Annotated in this window: 21 protein-coding genes and 1 pseudogene; 12 read left to right on the top strand and 10 right to left on the bottom strand. The window is 67.2% G+C overall.

Features of this window, described 5'->3' with window-relative positions:
* Positions 1 to 215 precede the first annotated feature (215 nt).
* The 5 genes from JZ792_RS36425 to JZ792_RS36405 all read left to right on the top strand — a co-directional run bounded on the left by JZ792_RS36425 (position 216) and on the right by JZ792_RS36405 (position 4,048).
* Positions 216 to 566, top strand: coding sequence for a hypothetical protein (locus tag JZ792_RS36425; RefSeq protein WP_216917450.1), 351 nt, complete (start codon positions 216 to 218; stop codon positions 564 to 566).
* Positions 563 to 1,354, top strand: coding sequence for a CPBP family intramembrane glutamic endopeptidase (locus JZ792_RS36420; RefSeq protein WP_216917449.1), 792 nt, complete (start codon positions 563 to 565; stop codon positions 1,352 to 1,354). Before JZ792_RS36425 ends, JZ792_RS36420 begins: the two co-directional genes overlap by 4 nt.
* A 133-nt stretch (positions 1,355 to 1,487) precedes the next feature.
* Complete coding sequence (locus tag JZ792_RS36415) at positions 1,488 to 2,879, top strand: LCP family protein (RefSeq protein ID WP_216917448.1); 1,392 nt, start codon at positions 1,488 to 1,490, stop codon at positions 2,877 to 2,879.
* Between the two features lie 9 nt (positions 2,880 to 2,888).
* Positions 2,889 to 3,428, top strand: a complete 540-nt coding sequence (locus JZ792_RS36410; RefSeq protein WP_216917447.1) for a ferritin — start codon at positions 2,889 to 2,891, stop codon at positions 3,426 to 3,428.
* Positions 3,429 to 3,499: 71 nt separating this feature from the next.
* Positions 3,500 to 4,048: a ferritin gene (locus tag JZ792_RS36405; protein WP_216917446.1), complete on the top strand. Its 549-nt coding sequence runs from the start codon at positions 3,500 to 3,502 to the stop codon at positions 4,046 to 4,048.
* 229 nt (positions 4,049 to 4,277) lie between these two features.
* On the opposite strand, the gene JZ792_RS36400 is transcribed toward JZ792_RS36405, so the two are convergent.
* Genes JZ792_RS36400 through JZ792_RS36385 form a run of 4 tightly spaced genes read right to left on the bottom strand, consistent with a single transcriptional unit; the run spans position 4,278 to position 7,477 of the window.
* Positions 4,278 to 5,198, bottom strand: a complete 921-nt coding sequence (locus JZ792_RS36400) for a DUF5926 family protein (RefSeq protein WP_216917445.1) — start codon at positions 5,196 to 5,198, stop codon at positions 4,278 to 4,280.
* A 50-nt stretch (positions 5,199 to 5,248) separates the two neighbouring features.
* Positions 5,249 to 6,013 carry a glycerophosphodiester phosphodiesterase gene (locus JZ792_RS36395; RefSeq protein WP_216917444.1) on the bottom strand — a complete coding sequence of 255 codons (765 nt, stop codon included), beginning with the start codon at positions 6,011 to 6,013 and terminating at the stop codon, positions 5,249 to 5,251.
* Complete coding sequence (locus JZ792_RS36390) at positions 6,010 to 7,086, bottom strand: DUF4328 domain-containing protein (protein WP_216917443.1); 1,077 nt, start codon at positions 7,084 to 7,086, stop codon at positions 6,010 to 6,012. The genes JZ792_RS36395 and JZ792_RS36390 overlap by 4 nt, the downstream gene beginning before the upstream one ends.
* Before the next feature lie 25 nt (positions 7,087 to 7,111).
* Complete coding sequence (locus JZ792_RS36385; protein WP_216917442.1) at positions 7,112 to 7,477, bottom strand: rhodanese-like domain-containing protein; 366 nt, start codon at positions 7,475 to 7,477, stop codon at positions 7,112 to 7,114.
* Between the two features lie 415 nt (positions 7,478 to 7,892).
* Here JZ792_RS36385 and JZ792_RS36380 point away from each other — a divergent pair, with 415 nt between their 5' ends.
* The 4 genes from JZ792_RS36380 to JZ792_RS36365 all read left to right on the top strand — a co-directional run bounded on the left by JZ792_RS36380 (position 7,893) and on the right by JZ792_RS36365 (position 11,270).
* A complete protein-coding gene (locus JZ792_RS36380) occupies positions 7,893 to 8,504 on the top strand; it encodes a hypothetical protein (RefSeq protein WP_109522899.1) in 612 nt (203 codons plus the stop codon).
* A 353-nt stretch (positions 8,505 to 8,857) separates the two neighbouring features.
* Complete coding sequence (locus JZ792_RS36375; RefSeq protein WP_109522900.1) at positions 8,858 to 9,481, top strand: superoxide dismutase; 624 nt, start codon at positions 8,858 to 8,860, stop codon at positions 9,479 to 9,481.
* 250 nt (positions 9,482 to 9,731) lie between these two features.
* Complete coding sequence (locus JZ792_RS36370) at positions 9,732 to 10,259, top strand: peptidase (protein ID WP_216917441.1); 528 nt, start codon at positions 9,732 to 9,734, stop codon at positions 10,257 to 10,259.
* A 297-nt stretch (positions 10,260 to 10,556) separates the two neighbouring features.
* Positions 10,557 to 11,270, top strand: coding sequence for a TMEM165/GDT1 family protein (locus tag JZ792_RS36365; protein ID WP_216917440.1), 714 nt, complete (start codon positions 10,557 to 10,559; stop codon positions 11,268 to 11,270).
* A 7-nt stretch (positions 11,271 to 11,277) separates the two neighbouring features.
* Here the strand turns inward: JZ792_RS36365 and JZ792_RS36360 are convergent, their stop codons facing one another.
* Positions 11,278 to 11,952, bottom strand: coding sequence for a TetR/AcrR family transcriptional regulator (locus JZ792_RS36360; protein WP_216917439.1), 675 nt, complete (start codon positions 11,950 to 11,952; stop codon positions 11,278 to 11,280).
* A 25-nt stretch (positions 11,953 to 11,977) separates the two neighbouring features.
* Positions 11,978 to 12,856, bottom strand: coding sequence for an SDR family NAD(P)-dependent oxidoreductase (locus tag JZ792_RS36355; RefSeq protein WP_216917438.1), 879 nt, complete (start codon positions 12,854 to 12,856; stop codon positions 11,978 to 11,980).
* A 152-nt stretch (positions 12,857 to 13,008) separates the two neighbouring features.
* On the opposite strand from JZ792_RS36355, the gene JZ792_RS36350 reads away from it, so the two are divergent.
* Entirely contained in the window at positions 13,009 to 13,776 is a 768-nt protein-coding gene (locus JZ792_RS36350) for an SDR family NAD(P)-dependent oxidoreductase (protein WP_216917437.1), read from the top strand.
* 68 nt (positions 13,777 to 13,844) lie between these two features.
* On the opposite strand, the gene JZ792_RS36345 is transcribed toward JZ792_RS36350, so the two are convergent.
* The 4 genes from JZ792_RS36345 to JZ792_RS36330 form a co-directional block, all read right to left on the bottom strand.
* The gene (locus JZ792_RS36345; RefSeq protein WP_216917436.1) at positions 13,845 to 14,672 is read right to left on the bottom strand and encodes a class I SAM-dependent methyltransferase; all 828 of its coding nucleotides are present in this window, start codon (positions 14,670 to 14,672) and stop codon (positions 13,845 to 13,847) included.
* 127 nt (positions 14,673 to 14,799) lie between these two features.
* The gene (locus JZ792_RS36340; protein ID WP_216917435.1) at positions 14,800 to 15,489 is read right to left on the bottom strand and encodes a DUF1361 domain-containing protein; all 690 of its coding nucleotides are present in this window, start codon (positions 15,487 to 15,489) and stop codon (positions 14,800 to 14,802) included.
* A 78-nt stretch (positions 15,490 to 15,567) separates the two neighbouring features.
* Positions 15,568 to 17,532: a molecular chaperone HtpG gene (htpG, locus tag JZ792_RS36335; protein WP_216917434.1), complete on the bottom strand. Its 1,965-nt coding sequence runs from the start codon at positions 17,530 to 17,532 to the stop codon at positions 15,568 to 15,570.
* Positions 17,533 to 17,581: 49 nt separating this feature from the next.
* On the bottom strand, positions 17,582 to 19,306 hold the full coding sequence (locus JZ792_RS36330; protein ID WP_216917451.1) for a TM0106 family RecB-like putative nuclease: 1,725 nt from the start codon (positions 19,304 to 19,306) through the stop codon (positions 17,582 to 17,584).
* A gap of 241 nt (positions 19,307 to 19,547) precedes the next feature.
* Here JZ792_RS36330 and JZ792_RS36325 point away from each other — a divergent pair, with 241 nt between their 5' ends.
* Both JZ792_RS36325 and JZ792_RS36320 read left to right on the top strand, forming a co-directional pair.
* Positions 19,548 to 20,177, top strand: coding sequence for a DUF6474 family protein (locus tag JZ792_RS36325; RefSeq protein ID WP_216917433.1), 630 nt, complete (start codon positions 19,548 to 19,550; stop codon positions 20,175 to 20,177).
* 91 nt (positions 20,178 to 20,268) lie between these two features.
* Positions 20,269 to 20,678, top strand: a pseudogene (locus tag JZ792_RS36320) (hypothetical protein); the annotation flags it as partial.

The raw sequence follows: 20,678 nt of genomic DNA, 5'->3' as shown, positions 1-20,678 counted from the left end.
GAGTTGGGGGGAGACGGTTTGCCGGGGCGACACCTGTTGGCTGAGGTCTACCGAACACTCGTTGTGAGATTGCGGGGCTGCGGGCACTTCGAACAGGAAACAGCGCCGAAAAGCTGTGCCGGAGGGTCCGCTACGGGCAGGGTGTGAAAGTAGATCGCCTGGGACGACCTTCGTGCGCCGGGGTTTCTGGCTCCGGAGGTTGCCGCGCGGGAACCGTGACCTCCGAGGAAATCGAAGCCGCCAGCGGCAAGGCCGACGCGCGCCGCACCTTCCGCCGTGCAGGCGACAACCGCGAGCACCTGATGTGGCTCGGTGGTGTGGTGTGGGACTCGGCTCTACGAGACCGCCTCTACGTGGGGATCTTCGAACACTCGAACGTGACGCGGCCGCGAAAACCACGAAACACCATTGTCGGGAGACCAGTCGAACGGGCTGAAGTGCGCGCGGAACAGTTGATGGAGCGACCGCGCTGGGGCCTGCCGGAGCTCGCATCGCGGTACGGAGGGCGGCGCGCGCCCGGGGTAACGCCCGATGAGTGGGTGTGGGCAATAGATTCGGTCGGGTGAGCGCTGAGTCGAAGGGCGAATGGGCCGAATCCGTATCGACGGATCGGGAACGGTTCGCGATCAAGGTCGAGATCGCGATTGTGTTGTCCATCACCTTCGGGCTGAGTGGGCTGAACGCGGCGCTGTCGCTGATCGACAGCGCGCTGTCGCCGGAAGGGGTCGGGGGGCGGACTGTCGCGCTCAACGCCTCGCGGTCCACGGCGTCGTTGATCGATCTGCTTTTCCAACTGCTCGGGGTGTTGCGGCTGACCGGCTGGGCGGCCCTCGGGCTGTATCTGCTGTGGCGCAGTGGGATCGGGCCGCGCCTGATCGGGTTGGCCAGGATCGGGATGCGGCGGGATGTGCTGCCGGGGCTCGCGCTCGCGGCGGTGATCGGGGTGCCGGGACTCGCGCTGTATCTGATAGCGCACAGCATGGGGGTGAGTGTGACGATCGTCCCCAGTTCGCTCGGCGACCACTGGTGGCGACTACCGGCGCTGATCCTTTCCGCCTGCGCGAATTCGGTGGCCGAGGAAGTTCTCGTGGTGGCGTATCTGATCACGCGACTACGAAAGCTCGGCTGGTCGGAGAACTCCTCGCTGTTCGCCTCGGCGGTGCTACGTGGCAGCTACCACCTCTACCAGGGCGTCGGCGGCGGGCTCGGAAATCTGGTGATGGGCTTGATCTTCGGGAGATTCTGGCAGCGCACCAACCGACTGTGGCCGCTCGTGCTCGCGCATGCGACCATCGATGCGGTGGCCTACATCGGCTATACGTTGCTACGAGGTCACGTTTCCTGGTTGCCGTAACGGCAGCGGTCGAATCCGGGATTATCGAGAGAACGTGTGTACCGAATCCGGCCGCCGACGAGTGCTCGGAGGCGGATGAAGCGCCGCTCACGACACCACCACCCAGCGATCCACGATCAGTAGAGTCGGAACGATGAACGGCGACGACCCCCAGTTCAAGGACCGCAGACGCGGGGTTCCGCCGCCACCACCGGCACGCGGCGGCGACCCGGCGCAGCGCCCACAGCCCCCGCGACAGCGTCCCCCACAGCAGCCGCACCGGCCACCGCCCCCGCAGCAGGGCCGCGGACCGGCGCCGCATATCGAGCCGACCAAACGGCTGCACCGCGACGCCGTGGAACAGCCGCTCGCCTACTCCCAGCCGCCCGCCGAACCGATCATCCGGCGCACCGCGCCTCCCCCGCGCCCGAACCGGCAGACCCACGCGCCGACCCAGCGGCCCGAGCCGTTCAACGAACCCGCGCCGCGCGGCCGGAACGCGCCGCCGCCCCAGCGACCGCAGTCCCGTCGCAACGACCAGCCGCCACCGTCGGGACCGCCACCGAGCGCACACGGCCGGGCGCCCCAGCCGCCGCGCCGACGCCGCAAACGTCATCCGTTCCGGTGGTTCCTGGTATTCCTGCTGGTGCTGGTGCTTGCCGCGATCGGCGGGATCTTCCATCTCGACGGCAAACTCGTCCGCATCGACGCGCTCGCGGGCTACGCGGATCGGGTCGGCGACACGCCCGGAACCAACTGGCTGCTCGTCGGTTCGGACGGACGCGGCGGGCTCTCCTCGGAACAGGAACAGGAACTCGCCACCGGCGGCGAGGTCGGGCCCGAGCGCACCGACACGATCATGCTGGTGCACATCCCGAAATCCGGTGACACCACGCTCATCAGCCTGCCGCGTGACTCCTACGTCTCCATTCCGGGGCACGGCAAGGACAAACTGAACGCCGCCTTCGCATTCGGCGGTCCGCAACTGCTCGTGCAGACCGTCGAGATCGCGACCGGCCTGCGGGTCGATCACTACGCGCAGATCGGATTCGCCGGATTCGCCGGAATCGTCGACTCGCTCGGCGGAATCGACGTCTGCGTGCCGATGGCGATCGACGATCCGCTCGCGGGTATCGACCTGCAACCCGGATGCCAGAAACTCGACGGCCCGACCGCCCTCGGATTCGTGCGCAGCCGCGCGACCGCGCTCGCCGATATCGACCGCATGAACAATCAACGGTTGTTCATGGCGGCCCTGCTGAAGAAGGCGACTTCGGGCGCCACCCTGGCGAATCCGTTCAAACTGTGGCCGCTGGCGACCGACACGGTCGGTTCACTGAAGGTGGACGAGGGCGATCACCTGTGGGATCTCGGAAAGCTCGGCTGGTCGCTGCGCGGTAACACCGTGGCGACCACGGTGCCGATCGGCGGATTCGAGGACACCGACAGCGGCAATGTCGTGGTGTGGGACAAGTCGAAGGCGGGTCAGTTCTTCGACGCGCTCGCCACCGATCAACCCGTCCCGGAGGCGCTGCTGACGCGGTAGCGTCGAGGTATGGCCGACACCGATGTGTCCTTCGACGTCCTGTTGCGCGACCGGATACGGCAGGGTCTCACCGTGGCCCAGCAGTATCTGGCCGCCGCGGTCTATTTCGATTCCCAACGGCTGCCCCGGTTGGGCGCGCAATGCTATGACCTGTCCCACGAACATCGCGGACACGCGCTGCGCATGATCCAGTACTTGCTCGACCGCGATGTGACCGTCCGGGTCGGCAGCGTCGGCGCGGTGCGGGAGGATTTCGACTCGCCGCGCGCCGCGGTCGCGTTCCTGCTCGAGGTGGAGCGAACGTCGACGGCCGATATCACCGACCTCACCCGCGCGGCCCGCGAAACCGGCGATTACCTGGGCGAAGGGTTCACCCAATGGTTCCTGAAGGAGCAATTGGAGAATGTCGCCGGTATGACCCGACTGCTGGCCGTGATCGACCGCGCCGACGGCGATCTGTTCGACGTGGAGGACTTCCTCCGTCGTGAGCCATTCCGCAACCGGAACGACGCCACGGCTCCGAAAATGGCGGGAGCGGCCGAAAAATAATTAGGCAACACTAGCCTCAATAAGGGTGTACTTGGATGACACGCGCGCTGACCAGCGATAATCTCTGTGTCATGTCCAGCCATCCGGAATCACCACAGAGCAAATTCCATGGTCTGCTGCACGACCAGATCCGGCACGAATTCAATGCCGAACATCAATACATCGCCATGGCGGTGTGGTTCGACAATGTGGATCTGCCGGTGCTGGCCAAGCGCTTCTACAAGCAGGCCGTGGAAGAACGCAATCACGCCCTGATGATCGTGCAGTACTTCCTCGACCGGGATATCAGCGTCGAGCTGTCCGGTGTCGACTCCGCGAAGTCGCAGTTCGAGAATGTCCGCGAAGCGATCGCCTTGGCGCTGGCCCAGGAGAAGAACGTCACCGATCAGATCGTCCGGCTCGCGAGCACGGCCCGCGAAGAGGGCGACTACCTCGGCGAACAGTTCATGCAGTGGTTCTTGAAGGAGCAGGTCGAGGAGGTCGCGAATATGACCACCCTGCTCAACGTCACCGAACGTGCCGGGTCGAACCTGTTCGATCTCGAGGACTTCATCCGCCGCGAAATGAGTGGACCAGCCGATGCGTCAGGTGCCCCGTCTACTGCCGGCGGCAGTATCTGATCTCCTTTTCCTCGAAACAAGGTAGCCGCGGCTCGCGCCACGGCTACCTTTTGTTTCGCCTACGTCCGATTACAAGCTGCGCAGGGTGTCGATCAGACCGGTGAGCAGTACGACGATCGCTTCCATGATTTCCCTACTTCCTCATGTGTTCGGTTAGGTTTCCCTATTAACCGGGTGGACATCGGAAATAACTTTTCTTCAGAAAATCGCTCGAGCGAGTGGCGTCGAATCAGCGCAAAGTGACCTGACGTGACCGCAACCCATCGCGCGACCTGCGCTCTTCGGCCGAGAGCGGAGCGTCGACAGCCACCGCGGCTGCCAGTCGGGCGCCGAATTCCTTTGTCGCGCCGATCCATTCGTTCGCGTGCCGCTCCGGATCGAGATCGAATACCGGAACGAGCAGACCGTGCGTGCGGAACGAACCCGCGAACCGGGAACCCTCGCCCAGGTGCAGCCCGCCCGAGGCGTGCAGTCGGGCCAGCGCCAGCATCAGATCGTCCTCGTTCTCGGGACGCACCCAGCGCACATGCGCCTTCTCGCCCGCATCGACCCACCACGGCGCACCGATCGCGTCCGCGCCGAGATCCAGACGCGCGGACGGCATGATCGCCTGCTTCGCCTGTTCGATGGTCGCGGCGACCTGCGGATCGGGCTGCACACCTTCGGGCACCCACCAGTCGAAGTCCTGGTGGACGGTCAATTCGAGGTCGGCGCCGGGATCGATGACGTCGGCCAGTCGCGGTCCGCCCGCCACGCTCTGCGCCGCCTGCAACGAGTCACCGGCTTCGGCCGACTGGGTCCACAGGATCGCGGCGGCGATATCGGCGGCCGGGTCGTCGCCCTGGTGCTGGACCTGGGCGCCCACATAGCCGCTCGGCTCGTCACCGGCGCGGACCAGCGCGGCCACCGCACCGGGTAGTACCGTCGCCAGCACCACGGGACGTTCGGCGGCCACCTCGGGCGCCAACTTCAGCGTCGCGGTCGCCGACGGCACGAACTCGCGGAGCGCGACCAGATCGCATTCCGCGGCCAGACCCTCGAACGGACGTGTGACCAACTGCGTCGCCTGCTCCAGCGCGGCCTTGCGCTCGGCGAGACGCTGGGCCCGGTTCCCTCCGGGCTTAGGACTGTTGCGCTTGCTCTTTCCCACGGATGGTCAAACTACTCCCCTCACACCCGTGTACCCCCATACGCCACGTCTCAGCTCGACAGCAGAGCTTTCGTGCGGCCCGGGTGGTTGGTGGCGATCCAGTTGACGCCGAGGTCGGAGCACAGGGCGACGTCGGCGGGATCGTCGACGGTCCAGCAGTAGGTGGCGCGTCCGGCGGCGGCGGCCTTGTCGACGAGGTCCGGGTGGTCGCGCAACGTCTTCACCGAGGGACCGACGGCCGTCGCGCCGACCGTGGTCGCGGCGCCGCCGCCCAGATAGCGCGAGGATTCGCCCAGCAGCACGGTGGGCAGCAGCGGCGCGGCCCTGCGGATGCGCCACACCGCCAGCGCGGCGAACGACATCACCACGGCCCGCGAATGGTCGGCCGACGCCGGGGTCGCGATGCCGAAACGCTGGAGTTCGGCCAGCAGTTTGTTCTCGACCAGTCCGCCGTAGCGCACCGGATGTTTGGTCTCGATGAACAGTTTGGTCGGCCTGCTGCGCCAGTCCAGCACCAGTTCGATCAGCTCGCTCAGCGTCAGCACCGGCACCGGTTCGCCGTCGCCGCCGAAATCGAGCGCGCGCAATTCCTCCAGCGTCATCTCGCTGACCAGCCCGGTGCCCGAGGACGTCCGGTCGACGGTGCGGTCGTGCACGCACACCAGATGCCCGTCCCTTGTCAGCCGGACATCGCATTCCACGCCGTCCGCGCCCTCTTCGAGCGCGAGCTCGTACGCGGCGAGTGTGTGCTCGGGGAGCGCCGCAGAAGCTCCACGGTGCGCGACGACGAATGGCGCGCGATTGCCCTGGCTCACTTGGCCGAAACCTCCTGCCGTTCACGCTCAACAGCGTTGTCGGTATCCCGATCTTCGGGCATGTCGTCCCTGGCCGCATCCCGGACGGGCCCGGCATCGGCGTCCGCGACGACACCCGCGCCGGGGTGCACGGGTTCGATGACCTGGACGACCGGATCGGCGCCGACCACCCAGCGGCGGGCGGTCCGCGCCCGGCCGAGCAGATCCCGGCCGTCGAGCGAGCGCACGACCCACAACGTCAGCAGGGCGATTCCGGCGGCGAAGGCGTCGGTGAACGCGGTGAAGACGACACCGTCCGCCTTGACCTGCAACGAATCCGCGGTCCGCCAGATCAGCGCGGCGACGGTGAGTACACCGCCGAGTACCCAGGCCGACCACCAGATCCTGATCGCGCGCAGCGCGCGTGGATCGTCGCGGCGTTGCGCGAGTTCGGTGAGGAACACCCCGGGCCAGAGCAGATTGACCACCGGGACCAGGCAGCCGAGAGCCAGCGCGCGCGGACGGCGCGGATCACGGAGTCCGGCCTTCGCGAACGCGGCGCCGCGCGCGTCGACCAGCCACATCACCAGCCCGATCGCCGAGGCGAGTCCGAAGACCAGTGCCAGCGCGGCGGAACCTTTGACCAGCGAGTCCGAGATCCACAGGACGGTGGGATCGATCAGCCGGGTGCGATTGCGCAGCAGGATCGCATAGCGACCCGCCTCGGCCAACGCCGACACCGCGAACAATAGGGCGGTGACCAGCAACAACGAGCTGACCCTCGCGCCGAACCAGGCGAAGCGGCGGCGCGGAACGGTGACCGACTTCGGCGGCGGATCGATCAGCCCCCAGCGCGGTACCTCGGTATATCTCGGTGTCGGCGTCGAGGCGGCGGTGTTCGCGGCGGTGTCGGCGCGACCGTTGCGGTGTTCGGGGCGCCTGGCGACCCAGCGGTAGTTACGGCGTGCCGCGGGGGCGTCGATCGGCGCGGGCGAGAGCAGTACGCCGCGGCAGCGCGGGCACCAGTGCATCGGCGCGCCGCGCACCGCCCAGCGCGCGCCGCACCGGGCACACGGCTGAACCACCGTACTCATGGCTGCCTCCGTCGGTAGAACCTCGTCAGTAGATCTTCGCCTGCCGGTCGCCATCGGCGACCAGCGGGCGTCCGGCCTGCTGCCAGGCCACCATGCCACCGCTGACGTTGACCGCCTCCACTCCGATATGCGCCAGATATCTGGCGACCTCGAGCGAACGGCCGCCCTGCCTACAGATGACGTACAGATCGCTGTCGAAGTCCAGTTCGTCCACTCGCGACGGCACATCCGACATCGGGATGTGTATCGCTCCCGGCGCGTGGCCGAGTTCCCATTCGTCGTCCTCGCGGACGTCGAGCAGGGTCGCCCGCACCCCTTCGGGACGGTCGGTCTGGTCGAATTCACCGGGCAGGGACTGCACCGGCACCGACGGAATCTCGGGGCTTGTCACGCTTCGATCCTGCCACGGCCGCGACCGTGCGGGGGAGTAGGTGCTCGGACCGAGACACTGATCGGGCAAGCCCGAGAAGCCCGCAGATCCAATCCTCGAGTTTGTTTTCGATCGGAACTCCTGCCGAGCACCCCGATTCGGCCGCAACTGCCCCTATCAGCCGCGAAGTTATCCACATAATCCACAACCTGATCCACAGGTCATGGTTGCGAACGACCGTTCCGGAACTCCCCTCCTGACATCCCGGAGCGGTCATTCGCCGCCTCTCGAGATCATGGCCCGAGCATGATGGCCGTGTTGATCCCGACAACTACTTGGACGGGGCGCGCGGCGATTCGGTTCCACAAAAAAACGAGAACACTAGCGAAAATCTGAAATACACAGTGGACACGGACACGGTCGGTAACCTGGGCGTATGAACGTGAGCAGGGGGCTACTCGACGGATTGGATACGACCGGACTCAACGCGGCACTGTCCGAGGCGACCTGCCTCGGGTTGCAGGTCGACTCGACGGCGCGGACGCTGCGACTCGATCTCGAGGTGCTGACACTGCCGGTCGACGCGTCGGCGATCCATGACTACAAGGTTTCGTTGACTTTTCTCGGTGTCGGCCGCGTGGCCGCGTCGCTACGCGAACAACGCTGGGACGATCTGGAGCCGCGGGTGCTTCCGCTCCAACTCGACGGCCTGAGCGAGGCCATTCGCAGTTTCGGGGGCGGCAGGCTGCACGGCTGGGAATTCATCGATCTGGACGACAGCGGGTGGACGCTGTGGAGTGAGCTCCTGAGTTTCGACACCAGGATCGACAACCACGTCTGCGCGCACGTCCTGGAATTCTCCCAGGAAGAAGGTATCGATCCGCGCGAACTCGATGTGCGAGTGTGGTTCGACAACATGGCCATTCACGATGCCGACGGCCGTGAGATCCCGCTGACAGATTTCATCGCGGGCGGCGTGCGCTGGTGGGAAGCCCACGACGCGGGCGACCCGCAGACCATCCGTCCCGGGATCGCGCCGCCGCTCTGAACACGGACGGCACCGCTCGTCGATGTCGCGCTACCGCATCCGGCCATCGGGTGCGGTAGTCCCGTATTTCCGATTTCGCTCCACCGTCGTCCGCCTCGCGCAACGCCGTCAGGGCAAGCGGCACAACCGGAATGCCCCGGTGGCTCGCCACACCCCGACATGGTTCGATCGTAGGCGCGGGGGTCCGACGGACACCGATTTTCTCCGCGCGACGGCACCGAGCCCGCCACCGAATCCGTGGCTGCCGGAATAGCGGGGGGTTCGGACCGGGTTGGACCCACCGGGTGTACGAATGATGGTTGGGTGTGCTCGAGAATCCGGGTGCACGCAGCCCGACATTAGGAAGGGACATCGTGGCTGAGTACACGCTGCCAGATCTGGACTACGACTACAGCGCCCTGGAGCCCCACATCTCCGGGCAGATCAACGAGATTCATCATTCCAAGCACCACGCCGCTTACGTCGCGGGCGTGAACACCGCCCTCGAGAAGCTGGAAGCGGCGCGCGAGGCCGGCGATCACGGCGCCATCTTCCTCAACGAGAAGAACCTGGCCTTCCACCTGGGTGGCCACGTCAACCACTCGATCTGGTGGAAGAACCTCTCCCCCAACGGTGGTGACAAGCCGGTCGGCGAACTGGCCGCCGCCATCGACGATCAGTTCGGTTCGTTCGACAAGTTCCGCGCGCAGTTCGCCGCGGCCGCCAACGGCCTGCAGGGCTCCGGCTGGGCCGTGCTCGGCTACGACTCGCTGGCCCAGAAGCTGCTGACCTTCCAGCTCTACGATCAGCAGGCCAACGTGCCGCTCGGCATCATCCCGCTGTTGCAGGTCGACATGTGGGAGCACGCCTTCTACCTGCAGTACAAGAACGTCAAGGCCGACTACGTGACCGCGTTCTGGAACGTCGTCAACTGGGAGGACGTGCAGGAGCGTTTCGCTCGCGCCGTCAGCCAGGGCAAGGGCCTCATCTTCGGGTAAGAGACCCCGCGAACAGCCCCGGGCCCCTGCCGTCGCACCAGCGCGACGGCGGGGGCCCGTTGTCGTGCACGCGCCGTCGCCCGGCCCTACCTCGGGTGTGTCGTGCGCCACGCGAGGACCTCCGCGGGGCGGGTCGGCGTCCGATTGGCACTCTTTGGTACTTGTGTGCCAGGTGATACGTGCCTCATTGTCAGGTTCCATAGTTACGAGGACGGGCAAAGCCGCCCCCGGTTCCATGACGGGAGGCACCATGCGTATCAACGAACCGATCGGCATCACGCCGTTCCAATCGCGCGGGTCGTTGCGAGGTTTCGTCATCTCCGGCCGGTGGCCGGACACCACCAAGGAATGGGCCCAGGTGCTCGTGCTCGCGGTGCGTGTCGCCACCATGCCCGGCCTGCTCACCACGACCACGGTATTCGGCGTCCGCGAGGAACTGCCCGACGAGCCGATGCCGGGCACGGTCGGGATGGTGCTGGCGGAGGGCACCGTCCTCGGCGAGGAGGCGCTCGCGCCCGGCCGGTTCGCCGACCACGTGCCCGCCGCGCTGCTGATGCTGCATCCACCCTCGGAAACCCGGCCTTCGCTGCCCGAATGCGCGGGCGCCGCGTCGGGCTGCGTCCTGCTGCCCGGTGTGCCCCACCTCGGGCTCGAACACCGTGCCGCCTGGGTGGAGGCCGAATCGGACGGAACCATAACGTCGCTGGTCAGCCGGGTCGGGCTCGATCCGATCAGTGATCCCGACACTGCGGTTCTGGCTATGCTGCTCGCCGCGTAAGGGTACCCGAAGTTCTGTACGTGGATCTCCAAACTTATTGTGCCAGCGGTGATTTGGAGAACCACGGGCTTGGCAGATGGCGAGCGCCCGGGTAGAGTCGTGCACAACGAAGGGGAGTAGCCCCCAATCACGCAGTCGACATACTGACTCGCGAGCCCGTGCGGGATCGCGGTCCGGTTGCGTGAACCGGTGAATTCCGGTGGGCGAGACCTTCGGCCTGACAAACCACAGTTTCGTTTGTCGGCCGGAGGCGTACCCAGATCTCCGGCGGACAGGCCGAAGATTCGGGAGCTACACATGACCGCCACGATTCTGCTCAGCATCGGAATCGTCTTCCTGGCCGAACTAGGCGACAAATCCCAGCTCATGGCGTTGACGTTCGCGTTGCGCTACCGCTGGTGGGTCGTGCTCGGCGCAATCGCGACGGCCACCGCCTCGGTGCACATCATCTCGGTCGGCGTCGGCTACTTCCTCGGTGTCGCGCTGCCGACCAGGGCCATCGCCTTCGCGGCCGCGCTGACCTTCCTCGCCGTCGGCATCTGGACACTGCGCGAGCATTTCGCCCCGGAGGATCCCGACGACGAACCGAAGCCGCAGCGTTCCACCAGGGCACCGTTCTTCATCGTCGTCTCCGCCGTACTACTGGCCGAACTCGGCGACCGGACCATGTTCGCGACCGCGGCGCTGGCCACCGACAACAATTGGTTCGGTGTGTGGATCGGGTCGACCATCGGTATGGTCGCCGCCGACGCGCTCGCCATCGGTGTCGGCATCCTGGTCGGCAAACATCTGCCGGAACGCCTGATCGGCATCGGCGCGGGCCTGCTCTTCCTCTACTTCGGCGCGGCCACCCTGCTGTCGGCGGCACTGCCCGATCTCGCTTTCGCGGCGAGTGCGGCGATCGCGGTCGCGGCTCCCGCCCTCGCGGGCGCGCTGCTGCTCGCTCGCGGACGCGGCGGCGTACAGCCCGTCGAGGGCGTCACCGAATCCACCGACGCCCGTCACCGGTGAGCGACGGTCAGTCGGTGGAGTCTCCGGCCATGGCCTCGCCGTAGAGATCGCCGCTGCGGGCGATCAGCTCGAGCAGCGGCTCCTTCAATGCGGGCAGGCCCTCCACGTCACCGACCGCGATCCGGCCGGTGACCATCGCGCCGACCGCCGCGGCGAACGTCTGGCAGGCGAAGCGCTGTGCGGGGGTGCGGGCATCGAGGGCATCGGCGATCAGACCGACGAACAGTTCCAGCAGACGCGCGCGACCCGCGATGGCCTTGGAACCGACAGCGTAGACCTCGACGAGGAAGAGTCTGGCGTGCGCGGGTTCGACCACGAGGCCCTCGAAGTAGGCGTCGAGTATGCGCCGCATCCGGTCGCTCTTCTTCGCCCCCGGCTCCGGCACGGCCTCCGCTTCGGCGCCGACCGCGGCGTCGATGCGCGCGAGCATGCCCGCGACGGCGTGCTCGTAGGCGGCCTCGAAACAGTCCTCTTTCGACCGGAACTGCTCGTAGAAGGTTTCCCGCGACACTCCGGCCCGTTTGAGGATCACCGCGACCGAGGTGTTCACATACCCGTTCTCGGCCATCGCCTCGGCCAGCGCCTCCAGGATCCGTTCTCGCTGCGACGCGACGACCTGTTCCCGCGGCAGGCCGTGACGGCCTCGCGGTAGTTGTCTGGCGTTGCCTGCGACTTCGGTCATGCGATGACTCCGGGTTCGGATCGGGCTAAGCGGGCCGCTCCATTCTGCGTGGTCGTGCGGGTTGGTCGGTGGTGAAGGGTGCGTCCTCGGTGCGCGCGATCTCCAAGGCCACCGCGACTCCCCTGCGTAACGCGATATCGATGACGTACTGCGCGATGGGCCGGAACGGCAGCACGATCGACACCCACCAGGGCGAGACGGTCTGGCGTTTACGGCGCGCGATCGCGCGTTCGATGCCGTCGATCGCCGGACCGAGCGGGGCGACCCCGGACACGGTCGAGCGGCCGAGGATCTCGCGCGCCGCGGCGGTGCCGAAACCGCGCGTGGTCATATCGGTGTCGAGTTCGGCGAAGTAGGCGATGCCGACCTTGGCGCCGGTATGCCTGATCTCGTTGCGCAGCGTGTGGCCCAGCGCCTCCGCGGCGGCCTTGGACGCGCTGTAGGCCCCGGCCAGCGGCAGGTTGACCGCGGCGGCCAGCGAGGACACGATCAGCACGTAGCCGCCGGGATGGCAGATATACGGGCCCGCCGCGCGCAGGGTGTAGTAGACGCCGAGCACATTGACCGTGAGGGTTTCCTCGAGGATCGAGGGGTCACCGCCGATGAGCGCCAACTGCTTGGCGATCCCCGCGTTGGCGACCACCACGTCGAGTCCGCCGAGTTCGGCGACGAGCGTGGCGACAACCCGCTCCACCTGCGCGAAATCCCCCACATCGCAGTAGCGCCACGGGGCGTCACCGCATTCGGCGGCCACCTCGGCGAGCTGTTCCGGTTCGACCCCGAGCAGTGCGACCGAGGCGCCCTTCGCGTGCAATTGCCGGGCGAGTACCGCGCCGATACCGCGCGCGGCCCCGGTGATCAATACCTTCCGACCGGCGACCCCGCCGTCGGCGAACAGCTTCATAGCTCGACGATACCACCGATGAACAGGTATGTTCGTGAATAATCAACGGTACCCGGCCGATTGGCGGGGAGCCGTGATCCGGTTCGCGACGCCCACCCGTTAGGGTGCAATTGACGAAAGGCCAACTGGCTGTCACGAACGAGAGGACCATCGTGGAGATTTCGGGTACCGCCGCCATTGTCACCGGAGGCGCGTCCGGCCTCGGAGCCGCGACCGCCAAGCGCTTCGCCGATCTCGGCGCCACCGTTTTCGGACTCGACGTGCCCCAATCCATCGAGCGCGCAGGCGATAACGTGCCCGCGGGCGTCACCCTGATCCCCGCCGACGTCACCAGCCACGAAGAGGTCGCGGCCGCGGTCGCCAAGGTCGTCGAATCCGGCTCGCCGCTGCGCATCGTCGTCAACTGCGCCGGTGTCGGCTGGGCCGGGCGCATCCTGTCCAAGAACGGCCCGCACGACCTGGAGCTGTTCCGCACCGTCGTCACCGTGAACCTACTCGGCACCTTCAACGTCATGCGCCTGGCCGCGGACGCGATCGCCAAGACCGACGCCGTAGACCAATATGGCCAGCGCGGCGTCGTGATCAACACCGCGTCCGTCGCCGCGTTCGAGGGCCAGATCGGCCAGATCGCGTACTCCGCCTCCAAGGGCGGCGTGCACGGCATGACCGTCCCGGCCGCGCGTGACCTCGCGCAGTTCGGCATTCGCGTCAACACCATCGCCCCCGGCATCATCGACACCCCGATGCTCGCAGGCGTGACCGAGGAGTACCGCCAGGGCCTCGAGGCAGGCGTGCCGTTCCCGTCGCGCCTGGGCCGTCCCGACGAGTACGCGCAGCTGTCGCAGTACATCGTCGAGCACGACTACCTCAACGGCGAGACCATCCGCATGGACGGCGCGCTGCGCATGACCCCGAGGTAGGTCTTCCCCACGACACCCGCCGCGCCCCTGTCATCCGGTTCCCGCCGGAACGACAGGGGCGCGGCGCGTTATCCGGGGTACGCCCGCGGCTTGTGCGCGATCCCGAGGAAGGCCGTCGTCGACAGCGCGGTATCGGGGCGATAGTTCGCCGCGAGGTACTCGAGCATCGATTCCGAGCGCTCGAGCCACACCCGCTCGCCGTCGGCCCGCCGGATCAGCTGCATCGCGGCGCTGCTGCGGATCATGGTGTCCCACAGGTGCTCCGCGCTCTCGAATACCGCGGAACTGGTGTGGCGCTGGATCGTCACACCGCTGAAACCGCTCGCCGCCATCTCCGAGGCGAACACCTCGGGATTCTCCAGCCCGAGGAAATCCGGCTGTGGTTCCTGGAGTTCCGGATCGGCGGCGGCGCAGGCCGCGAAGATCTTCATCATGAGCGGGGAATCGATGATCGGAGCCCAACTGGAGACCACCGTGACGCCGCCTGGACGCAGCACCCGGTACAGCTCCGCGAAACCCTTGGCCCGGTCCTGGAAGAACATCAACCCGAACATGGAGAAGGCCGCGTCGAAACTCTCGTCGTCGAAGGGCAGCGCCTGGCCGTCGGCCACGGTGGTCGCGATATTGGCGAATCCGGCGGTGGCCGCCGCCTCGCGCAGCCGGGTGAGCATCTCCTCGGAGAAGTCGACGGCGTGCACCGAGGCCACCTGCGGCGCGGCGGACAGACTCAGCGCCCCCGGACCCGCCGCGACGTCGACGATCCGCGAATCCGGTGCCAGTCCCGCCAATTCGAGCGCGCGGGCGGCGAAGGGTCGCACGATCATCGGCGCGAATTCGGCGTAGTCACCCGCGACCAGGTCCCAGGACTCGGCCGTGGCGAGCAGATTTGCTGACATGTTCGTGCACGATCCTTTCGACCGTCCCAGGCTACGCGCGAGTACGTTCCGCGAACCAGAGACCGAGTCGAATATCGCTGTGCCCGAATATCTTCGATGACCGAAATCGACCGGCCGGTCTTTTTGGCTACGCCGAACCCGAGACCGTCGCACGCACCAGACCGATACCGCGCCGACCGCTCGCGACCGCCGCCTCGACGACGGCGCCGGTGACGAAATGCCCGACTGCGGTGGCGACGAAGACGGCGGCGATGAGCACCGGAGCCCACGACCACGTCAACGCGAGCAGGGTCCGTTCGAAGGTGTCGACCGGCTCGACCACCGGTTCCCAGCTGTTGAGGCGTACCCACCGGCCGAGGAAGACACCCACCGCGCACAGCAGATGCAGGCCGAGCGTGACCGGCACGCACCACCGGCCGAGGCCCCTGTCCTCCAGGTATCGCCGCATCGCGGCGAGCGCCAGGTAGTAGGCCAGGAATCCGGAACCGATGAAAACCGCGTACACCGGCAGCACGGTGGTCACCACCGGACCGTCACCCGCGAAATGGATATCGTCGCGCAGGTGGACCAGATCGGTCACCACGTACGGCGCGTTCGGCAGGAACAGCACGAACAGCACCGCACCCGCCCACCACAGCGGCGAACGCGGCAACCGGCCGGGCGGCGGCGCCGACCGCGCGCCCCGGCGAAACACCATGAGCGCCAACCTCACCGGCACCCAGGCGAGAACGGTGTTCCACGCCATCCAGAAGAAGTCCCGCCGAACCACATCGATCATGTTCGGCCCCACCCGTTCGAGCACATCCATACCCGCCATGATGCCGACGATCGACGGCACGGGCGACGAGCGCGGTCCGGTGGCCTCCACAAGCGGGAGGCCACCGGACAGATCGGGCTACAGCGTGCGCGTCAGCCGGTCGGTGAGGATCTGGGCGAAGCGCGCCGGATCCTTCAACTCCCCGCCCTCGGCCAGCACCGCCGTGCCGTAGAGCAGTTCCGCGGTCTCCGAAAGCTCGGGCACCTTGTCGGCGTCGGCGTCGTCCTTGCGGGTGAAGTAGGCGTCACGCAGACCGGTGACCAGCGGGTGAGCCGGATTGAGCTCGAGAATCCGCTTGCTCTCCGGAACCGCCTGACCCGACGCCCGGTACATCCGCTCCAGCATGGGGGTGAAGTCGTAGACATCACCGACCAGGCAGGCCGGGGAGGTGGTGAGCCGGTTGGTCAGCCGCACCTCCTTGACGCTCTCGTCCAGGGTTTTGCCGAGCCAGGTCAGCACATCGGCGAAATCCTTGTCCTGCTGTTCGCGCAGCGCCTCGGAGGCCTTCTTCTCCTCCTCGGTCTCCAGGTCGATCTCGCCCTTGGCGATGGACTGGAACGGTTTGCCGTCGAATTCGGTGACCGAACCGACCCACATCTCGTCCACCGGATCGGTCAGGATCAGCACCTCGCGGCCCTTGGCCTTGAATGCCTCGATATGCGGTGAGGATTCGATCTGCTGACGACTCTCGCCGGTCATGAAGTAGATCGAGTCCTGGCCCTCGGCCATCCGCTCGACGTATTGCGCGAGGGTGGTCACCTCGGAATCCGAATGCGTCGACGCGAACGAGGAGACCTGCAACAGCGTCTCGCGATTGTCGAAATCCGAGAGCAGCCCCTCCTTGAGGACGCGGCCGAACTCCTTCCAGAAGGTCTGGTAGTTCGTCTGGTCCTCGGCGCCCTGGATGTCCTTGACCGTCGAGAGGACCTTCCGCACCAGGCGCTTGCGGATCATCTGGATCTGGCGGTCCTGTTGCAGGATCTCGCGCGAGACGTTGAGCGAGAGGTCCTGCGCGTCCACCACACCCTTGACGAAGCGCAGGTACTCCGGCATCAGCTCTTCGCAGTTGTCCATGATGAACACCCGCTTGACGTAGAGCTGCACGCCGCGCTTGTGATCGCGGGTGAACAGGTCGAACGGCGCGTGCGACGGGATGAACAGCAGCGCCTGGTATTCGAAGGTGCCCTCGGCCTTCATCGGGATGATCTCGAGCGGATCGTCCCAGCCGTGGCTGACGTGCTTGTAGAACTCCTTGTACTCCTCGTCGCCGACCTCGCTCCTGGGGCGGGTCCACAGCGCCTTCATCGAGTTGAGGGTCTGATCCTCGACGATCACACGCTCGGTCTTCTCCTCGCCCTCTTCCCCGGAGTCCTCGGTGACGGTGCGCTCCACCTTCATGCGCACCGGCCAGGCGATGAAATCGGAGTACTTCTTCACGATTTCGCGGAGCTTCCACTCCTGGGTGTAGTCGAAGAGGTGGTCGTCCTCGTCGGCGGGCTTGAGGTGCAACGTGACCGTCGTGCCCTGGGGCGCCTCGTCCAGCGTCTCGATGGTGTAGGTCGACTGCCCCTCCGACTCCCAGCGGGTGCCTTCGGTCTCGCCCGCCTTGCGGGTGGTCAGGGCGACCTTGTCGGCGACCATGAACGTCGAGTAGAAGCCGATGCCGAACTGGCCGATGAGCTCCTCGGCCGCGGCGTCGGATTTGGTGTCGTTGAGCTTCTTGCGCAGTTCCGCGGTGCCGGACTTGGCGAGTGTGCCGATCAGGTCGACCACCTCGGCGCGGGACATGCCGATGCCGTTGTCCCGGACGGTGAGGATCCGCGCGTCCTTGTCGACCTCCAGTTCGACGTGTAGGTCGGAGGTGTCGACGTGCAGGTCCTTGTCCTTGTAGGACTCCAGCCGCAGCTTGTCCAAGGCGTCGGAAGCGTTCGAGATCAGCTCCCGCAGGAACGTGTCTTTGTTGGAGTAGACCGAGTGGATCATCAGCTCGAGAAGCTGATGGGTTTCGGCCTGGAACTCGAGTTGTTCGACATGCTCTGTCACGGTCGCGATGGTACCGCCGCCGCTCGGGCGACCGGATCGCGACCGCTGGTCAGACGCCTGCGCGGAAGTCAGCGAGCCCCGGCACCTCGAGATCGGCGCAGTGCGCGACCCGCTCGCGCGGATTCATCCACTCGCGCAGCACCATGGTCGCGCGCACGTCGTCCTCGTTGTATTCGAGCAGGCGGGTGCGCTGGGACAGATCGGGTTCGGCGTCGTAGCCGACCGCGCGGCGGTACCAGCCCATCGACGCCTCGCCGCCCGCCTCCGGATCACGCCAGGAGAAACCGGCCACCGGGGCGATCTTCTTCAGGCCCTTGCCGTTCGGGCAGATGAACTGCTCGGAGACGGCCTGGAACATATCGACCCATTCGGGGCCGTCGACGAACGCGCGCACCTGTTCGACCGTCGGCACGCCCGGCATGCCCGCGAACCTGCGCGCCGACTCGTAGAGCCACTTGTCCTCGGCGGTACGCGAATAGCAGTAGGCGGCAAAGGTTTTCCCGCTGGTAGCGGCCTCGGCGCGCACCGTCATCAGCCAGGTCCAGAATTCGCCGAAGGAACGGCCCTCGTCCTCGGTCGGCAGCGGGTCCCAGCTGAGGAACGGCCGGTAGACCCCGTCGAGCAGCGTGCCCCACAGGTAGGCGCCGTATTCCTGGTAGCTCTCCAGATCGACGTCGACCTCGACGTCGGCGCGGCGGACGTACACCCGGTCCATCCTGCGCACCAGCGGCGCGCCCGCGAGCCAGGCCCGCGCGGTGACGACGGCCTCGTCGAACGGGCCGTGCTGCCAGTCCTCGGGGTCGGGGCCGACCCAGGCGGCGAGATCGTCGATGGTCCGCACCCCGTGCCCGCGCAGGACCTCGGCGCGCGAACCGGGCGCGACCAGGCTGACGTCGTGGTGTTCGGCCAGCCAGCCCTCGCAGCCGCGGCCGCCGTCGACGCCGCGGTTCCACCACGGGCACTGACGGCATTCGGGCACCTTCGACGGCACGGTCGGCAGTTCGTTGCGCACCACGGCGATGCGGTCGGCGTAGCGGTGGTCGTAGTCGGCGAGGACGGGGCCGAGATCGTGGACGAGGATCCGGTCCGGATCGTAGCGGCGGGCACCTTCGGGCCCGCGCCCGGCGTTCTCACCGCCGACCTGTCCCTCGTTGCGGCCGAACTGGTAGCCGATCACCCCGCCGACCAGCGCCGGACTGGCGAGCCCGTGGCGTTGCAGCATCCGGTACAGGTGCGCGAGACGTTGCTGATCGCGGGGCTGCTGGCGCAGTTTCCGGTGCGGATCGGGCCGGGGATCCCAGCGATAGGGGTCCGAGGTGGTCGGATGGAAATCGGCCGGTTCGGGCCTGCGCGGATCGGTCACCTTGTGATTGACGACGATCACCGGGATGTAGCCGCCCCGATCGTGGTCGCGCAGCAGGATTTCCGCGCCGCCGCGCCTTCCGGTATCGGGTTCCTGTGGCAGCAGCCCGCCCCAGATGTGTCTGCCGCCCGCCGCGCACGCCCGCATGGTCGCCTCGGCGCGCTCGGTGGCGCGCAGACTCGGATCGATCACGACCCAGCCGTCCGGATCGGCGCCGACCAGCGCCTCGCGCACCCGATCGCGGTGTTCGGCCGCGGCTTCGCGCCGCTGGCGCACACCGGGATCCTCCACCACACCGGTCAGCAGATGGGGGTGGGCGGAGTTCAGATGCAGCCGATGTCGGCACCCGATCAGTGCCCGCGCGTCGATGAAAGCCACCGGGCCGACGACCGCCTGCCGATTGCCGGCCATGCCGTCGTCTACGCGACCCTCGCGGTCACCGATGCCCGAATTCACGTATGCAGTATGGTCCCTGCCTCCGACAACTCCGCGCACCGCATGACCGGCCCACCCGGCACCGACATGCACCGCTCACCCCCTCGCGACGGGGGACGACAACCCGATAGGGTTACGACAAACCGTGTGACATGGGCGGAAGGGCGTTCCCCGACGTCCTACTGCCATGGCAAACCAGCATGACGGAGGGCCTTCGATGGGGTTGTTCACCAAGCGCAAGCGGCGTCCGAGCCGGCGGGCCGAGGCGAAAGCTCTCAAGCACAAGGCCGCGATGGAGGCCAAGCTCGGCGCGAGGAACGACCGCAAGGCCCAGCGCGCGCAGGCGCGTATCGAGCGCAAGGTCGCCAAGGCGCAGATCTCCACGTTGCAGGCCGAGGAGAAGGCCGCGCAGAAACTGGCGGCCAAGGCCGAGCGCGATCCGTTCAGCGCGAGCCAGGTTCGCAAATACCTCGGGGTGGCCCGGGTTCTGGTGCCGGTACTGGCTCCGCTCGCCTACCGGGGCGCGACCTTCGTGCGGGGACAGATCGATACCCGTCGTGCCCAGCAGCTCGGGATCGGCATCGACCAACTCGGGGATTTCGCGGGTCACGGCGGCAAACTCCAGGCGCGGATCGCCAATGTGGAATCGGCGCTGGGCAAGATCGAGGGTGAGGCCGACAACAAGAAGTTCGTCACCACCACCGCGGATCGCCTGGCCAGCCTGTCCGCGGCGGTGCGCACCGCCGAACAGATGCCCGCGCCGCGCCGCAGGGCCGTGCACCAGTCGATCTCCGACGAACTCTCCGGCGTCGAGGCGGACGTGCTCGCCCGCCTCGGTGTGAACTGACCACTGCCGAGATGCGCGACCCGGCACGACCTCACCGAGCGCGGCTCTCGCCGTGCCCGGTGATCGTCGCCCGGCCGCCCGGTGCTCCGAAATGACTGTGCGGCACGGGGATTCGGCCCGTGGCGGCACTGTCGGCGCGATGGTCGCGGCGCTCGCCGTCGCCGCGCACGGATGCGCGGGCGGCGGTTTTCCCGACTCCACCGACGGCGCCGCGCTGATCCTGCTCTCGGTCGTCGCCGGGATCGTCGCCGCGCGCCTGCCGCTCGGTGGATTCGGTGTGCTCGGCGCACTCGCGGCAGGTCAGTTCGCCGGTCACGTCGTACTGAGCGGGGTGATCGGTCACGGTCATGCCGCGATCGCGCCGCCTCCGGTCCCGCTGCCCGGCGGATGGATGCTGTTCGCGCACGGTCTGGCCACGGCCGTCGGCGGCGCGCTGATCCTGCTGGCACAACGCCTCTACGATTTCGCCCGCGCCACATCCGCAGGACCGGCCCGGCGCCG

It is taken from the genome of Nocardia noduli (genome assembly GCF_019038455.1).
Taxonomy (GTDB): domain Bacteria; phylum Actinomycetota; class Actinomycetes; order Mycobacteriales; family Mycobacteriaceae; genus Nocardia; species Nocardia noduli.
This window is presented reverse-complemented; position numbering and strand designations above follow the sequence as displayed.

Excerpts from the sequence above, each read along its gene's own strand:
- JZ792_RS36415 (WP_216917448.1), top strand. The coding sequence starts at position 1,488 with ATGAACGGCGACGACCCCCAGTTCAAGGACCGCAGACGCGGGGTTCCG.
- JZ792_RS36410 (WP_216917447.1), top strand. The coding sequence starts at position 2,889 with ATGGCCGACACCGATGTGTCCTTCGACGTCCTGTTGCGCGACCGGATA.
- JZ792_RS36405 (WP_216917446.1), top strand. The coding sequence starts at position 3,500 with ATGTCCAGCCATCCGGAATCACCACAGAGCAAATTCCATGGTCTGCTG.
- JZ792_RS36390 (WP_216917443.1), bottom strand. The coding sequence starts at position 7,086 with ATGAGTACGGTGGTTCAGCCGTGTGCCCGGTGCGGCGCGCGCTGGGCG.
- JZ792_RS36380 (WP_109522899.1), top strand. The coding sequence starts at position 7,893 with ATGAACGTGAGCAGGGGGCTACTCGACGGATTGGATACGACCGGACTC.
- JZ792_RS36370 (WP_216917441.1), top strand. The coding sequence starts at position 9,732 with ATGCGTATCAACGAACCGATCGGCATCACGCCGTTCCAATCGCGCGGG.
- JZ792_RS36365 (WP_216917440.1), top strand. The coding sequence starts at position 10,557 with ATGACCGCCACGATTCTGCTCAGCATCGGAATCGTCTTCCTGGCCGAA.
- JZ792_RS36360 (WP_216917439.1), bottom strand. The coding sequence starts at position 11,952 with ATGACCGAAGTCGCAGGCAACGCCAGACAACTACCGCGAGGCCGTCAC.
- JZ792_RS36355 (WP_216917438.1), bottom strand. The coding sequence starts at position 12,856 with ATGAAGCTGTTCGCCGACGGCGGGGTCGCCGGTCGGAAGGTATTGATC.
- JZ792_RS36345 (WP_216917436.1), bottom strand. The coding sequence starts at position 14,672 with ATGTCAGCAAATCTGCTCGCCACGGCCGAGTCCTGGGACCTGGTCGCG.
- JZ792_RS36340 (WP_216917435.1), bottom strand. The coding sequence starts at position 15,489 with ATGGCGGGTATGGATGTGCTCGAACGGGTGGGGCCGAACATGATCGAT.
- JZ792_RS36330 (WP_216917451.1), bottom strand. The coding sequence starts at position 19,306 with ATGGCCGGCAATCGGCAGGCGGTCGTCGGCCCGGTGGCTTTCATCGAC.
- JZ792_RS36325 (WP_216917433.1), top strand. The coding sequence starts at position 19,548 with ATGGGGTTGTTCACCAAGCGCAAGCGGCGTCCGAGCCGGCGGGCCGAG.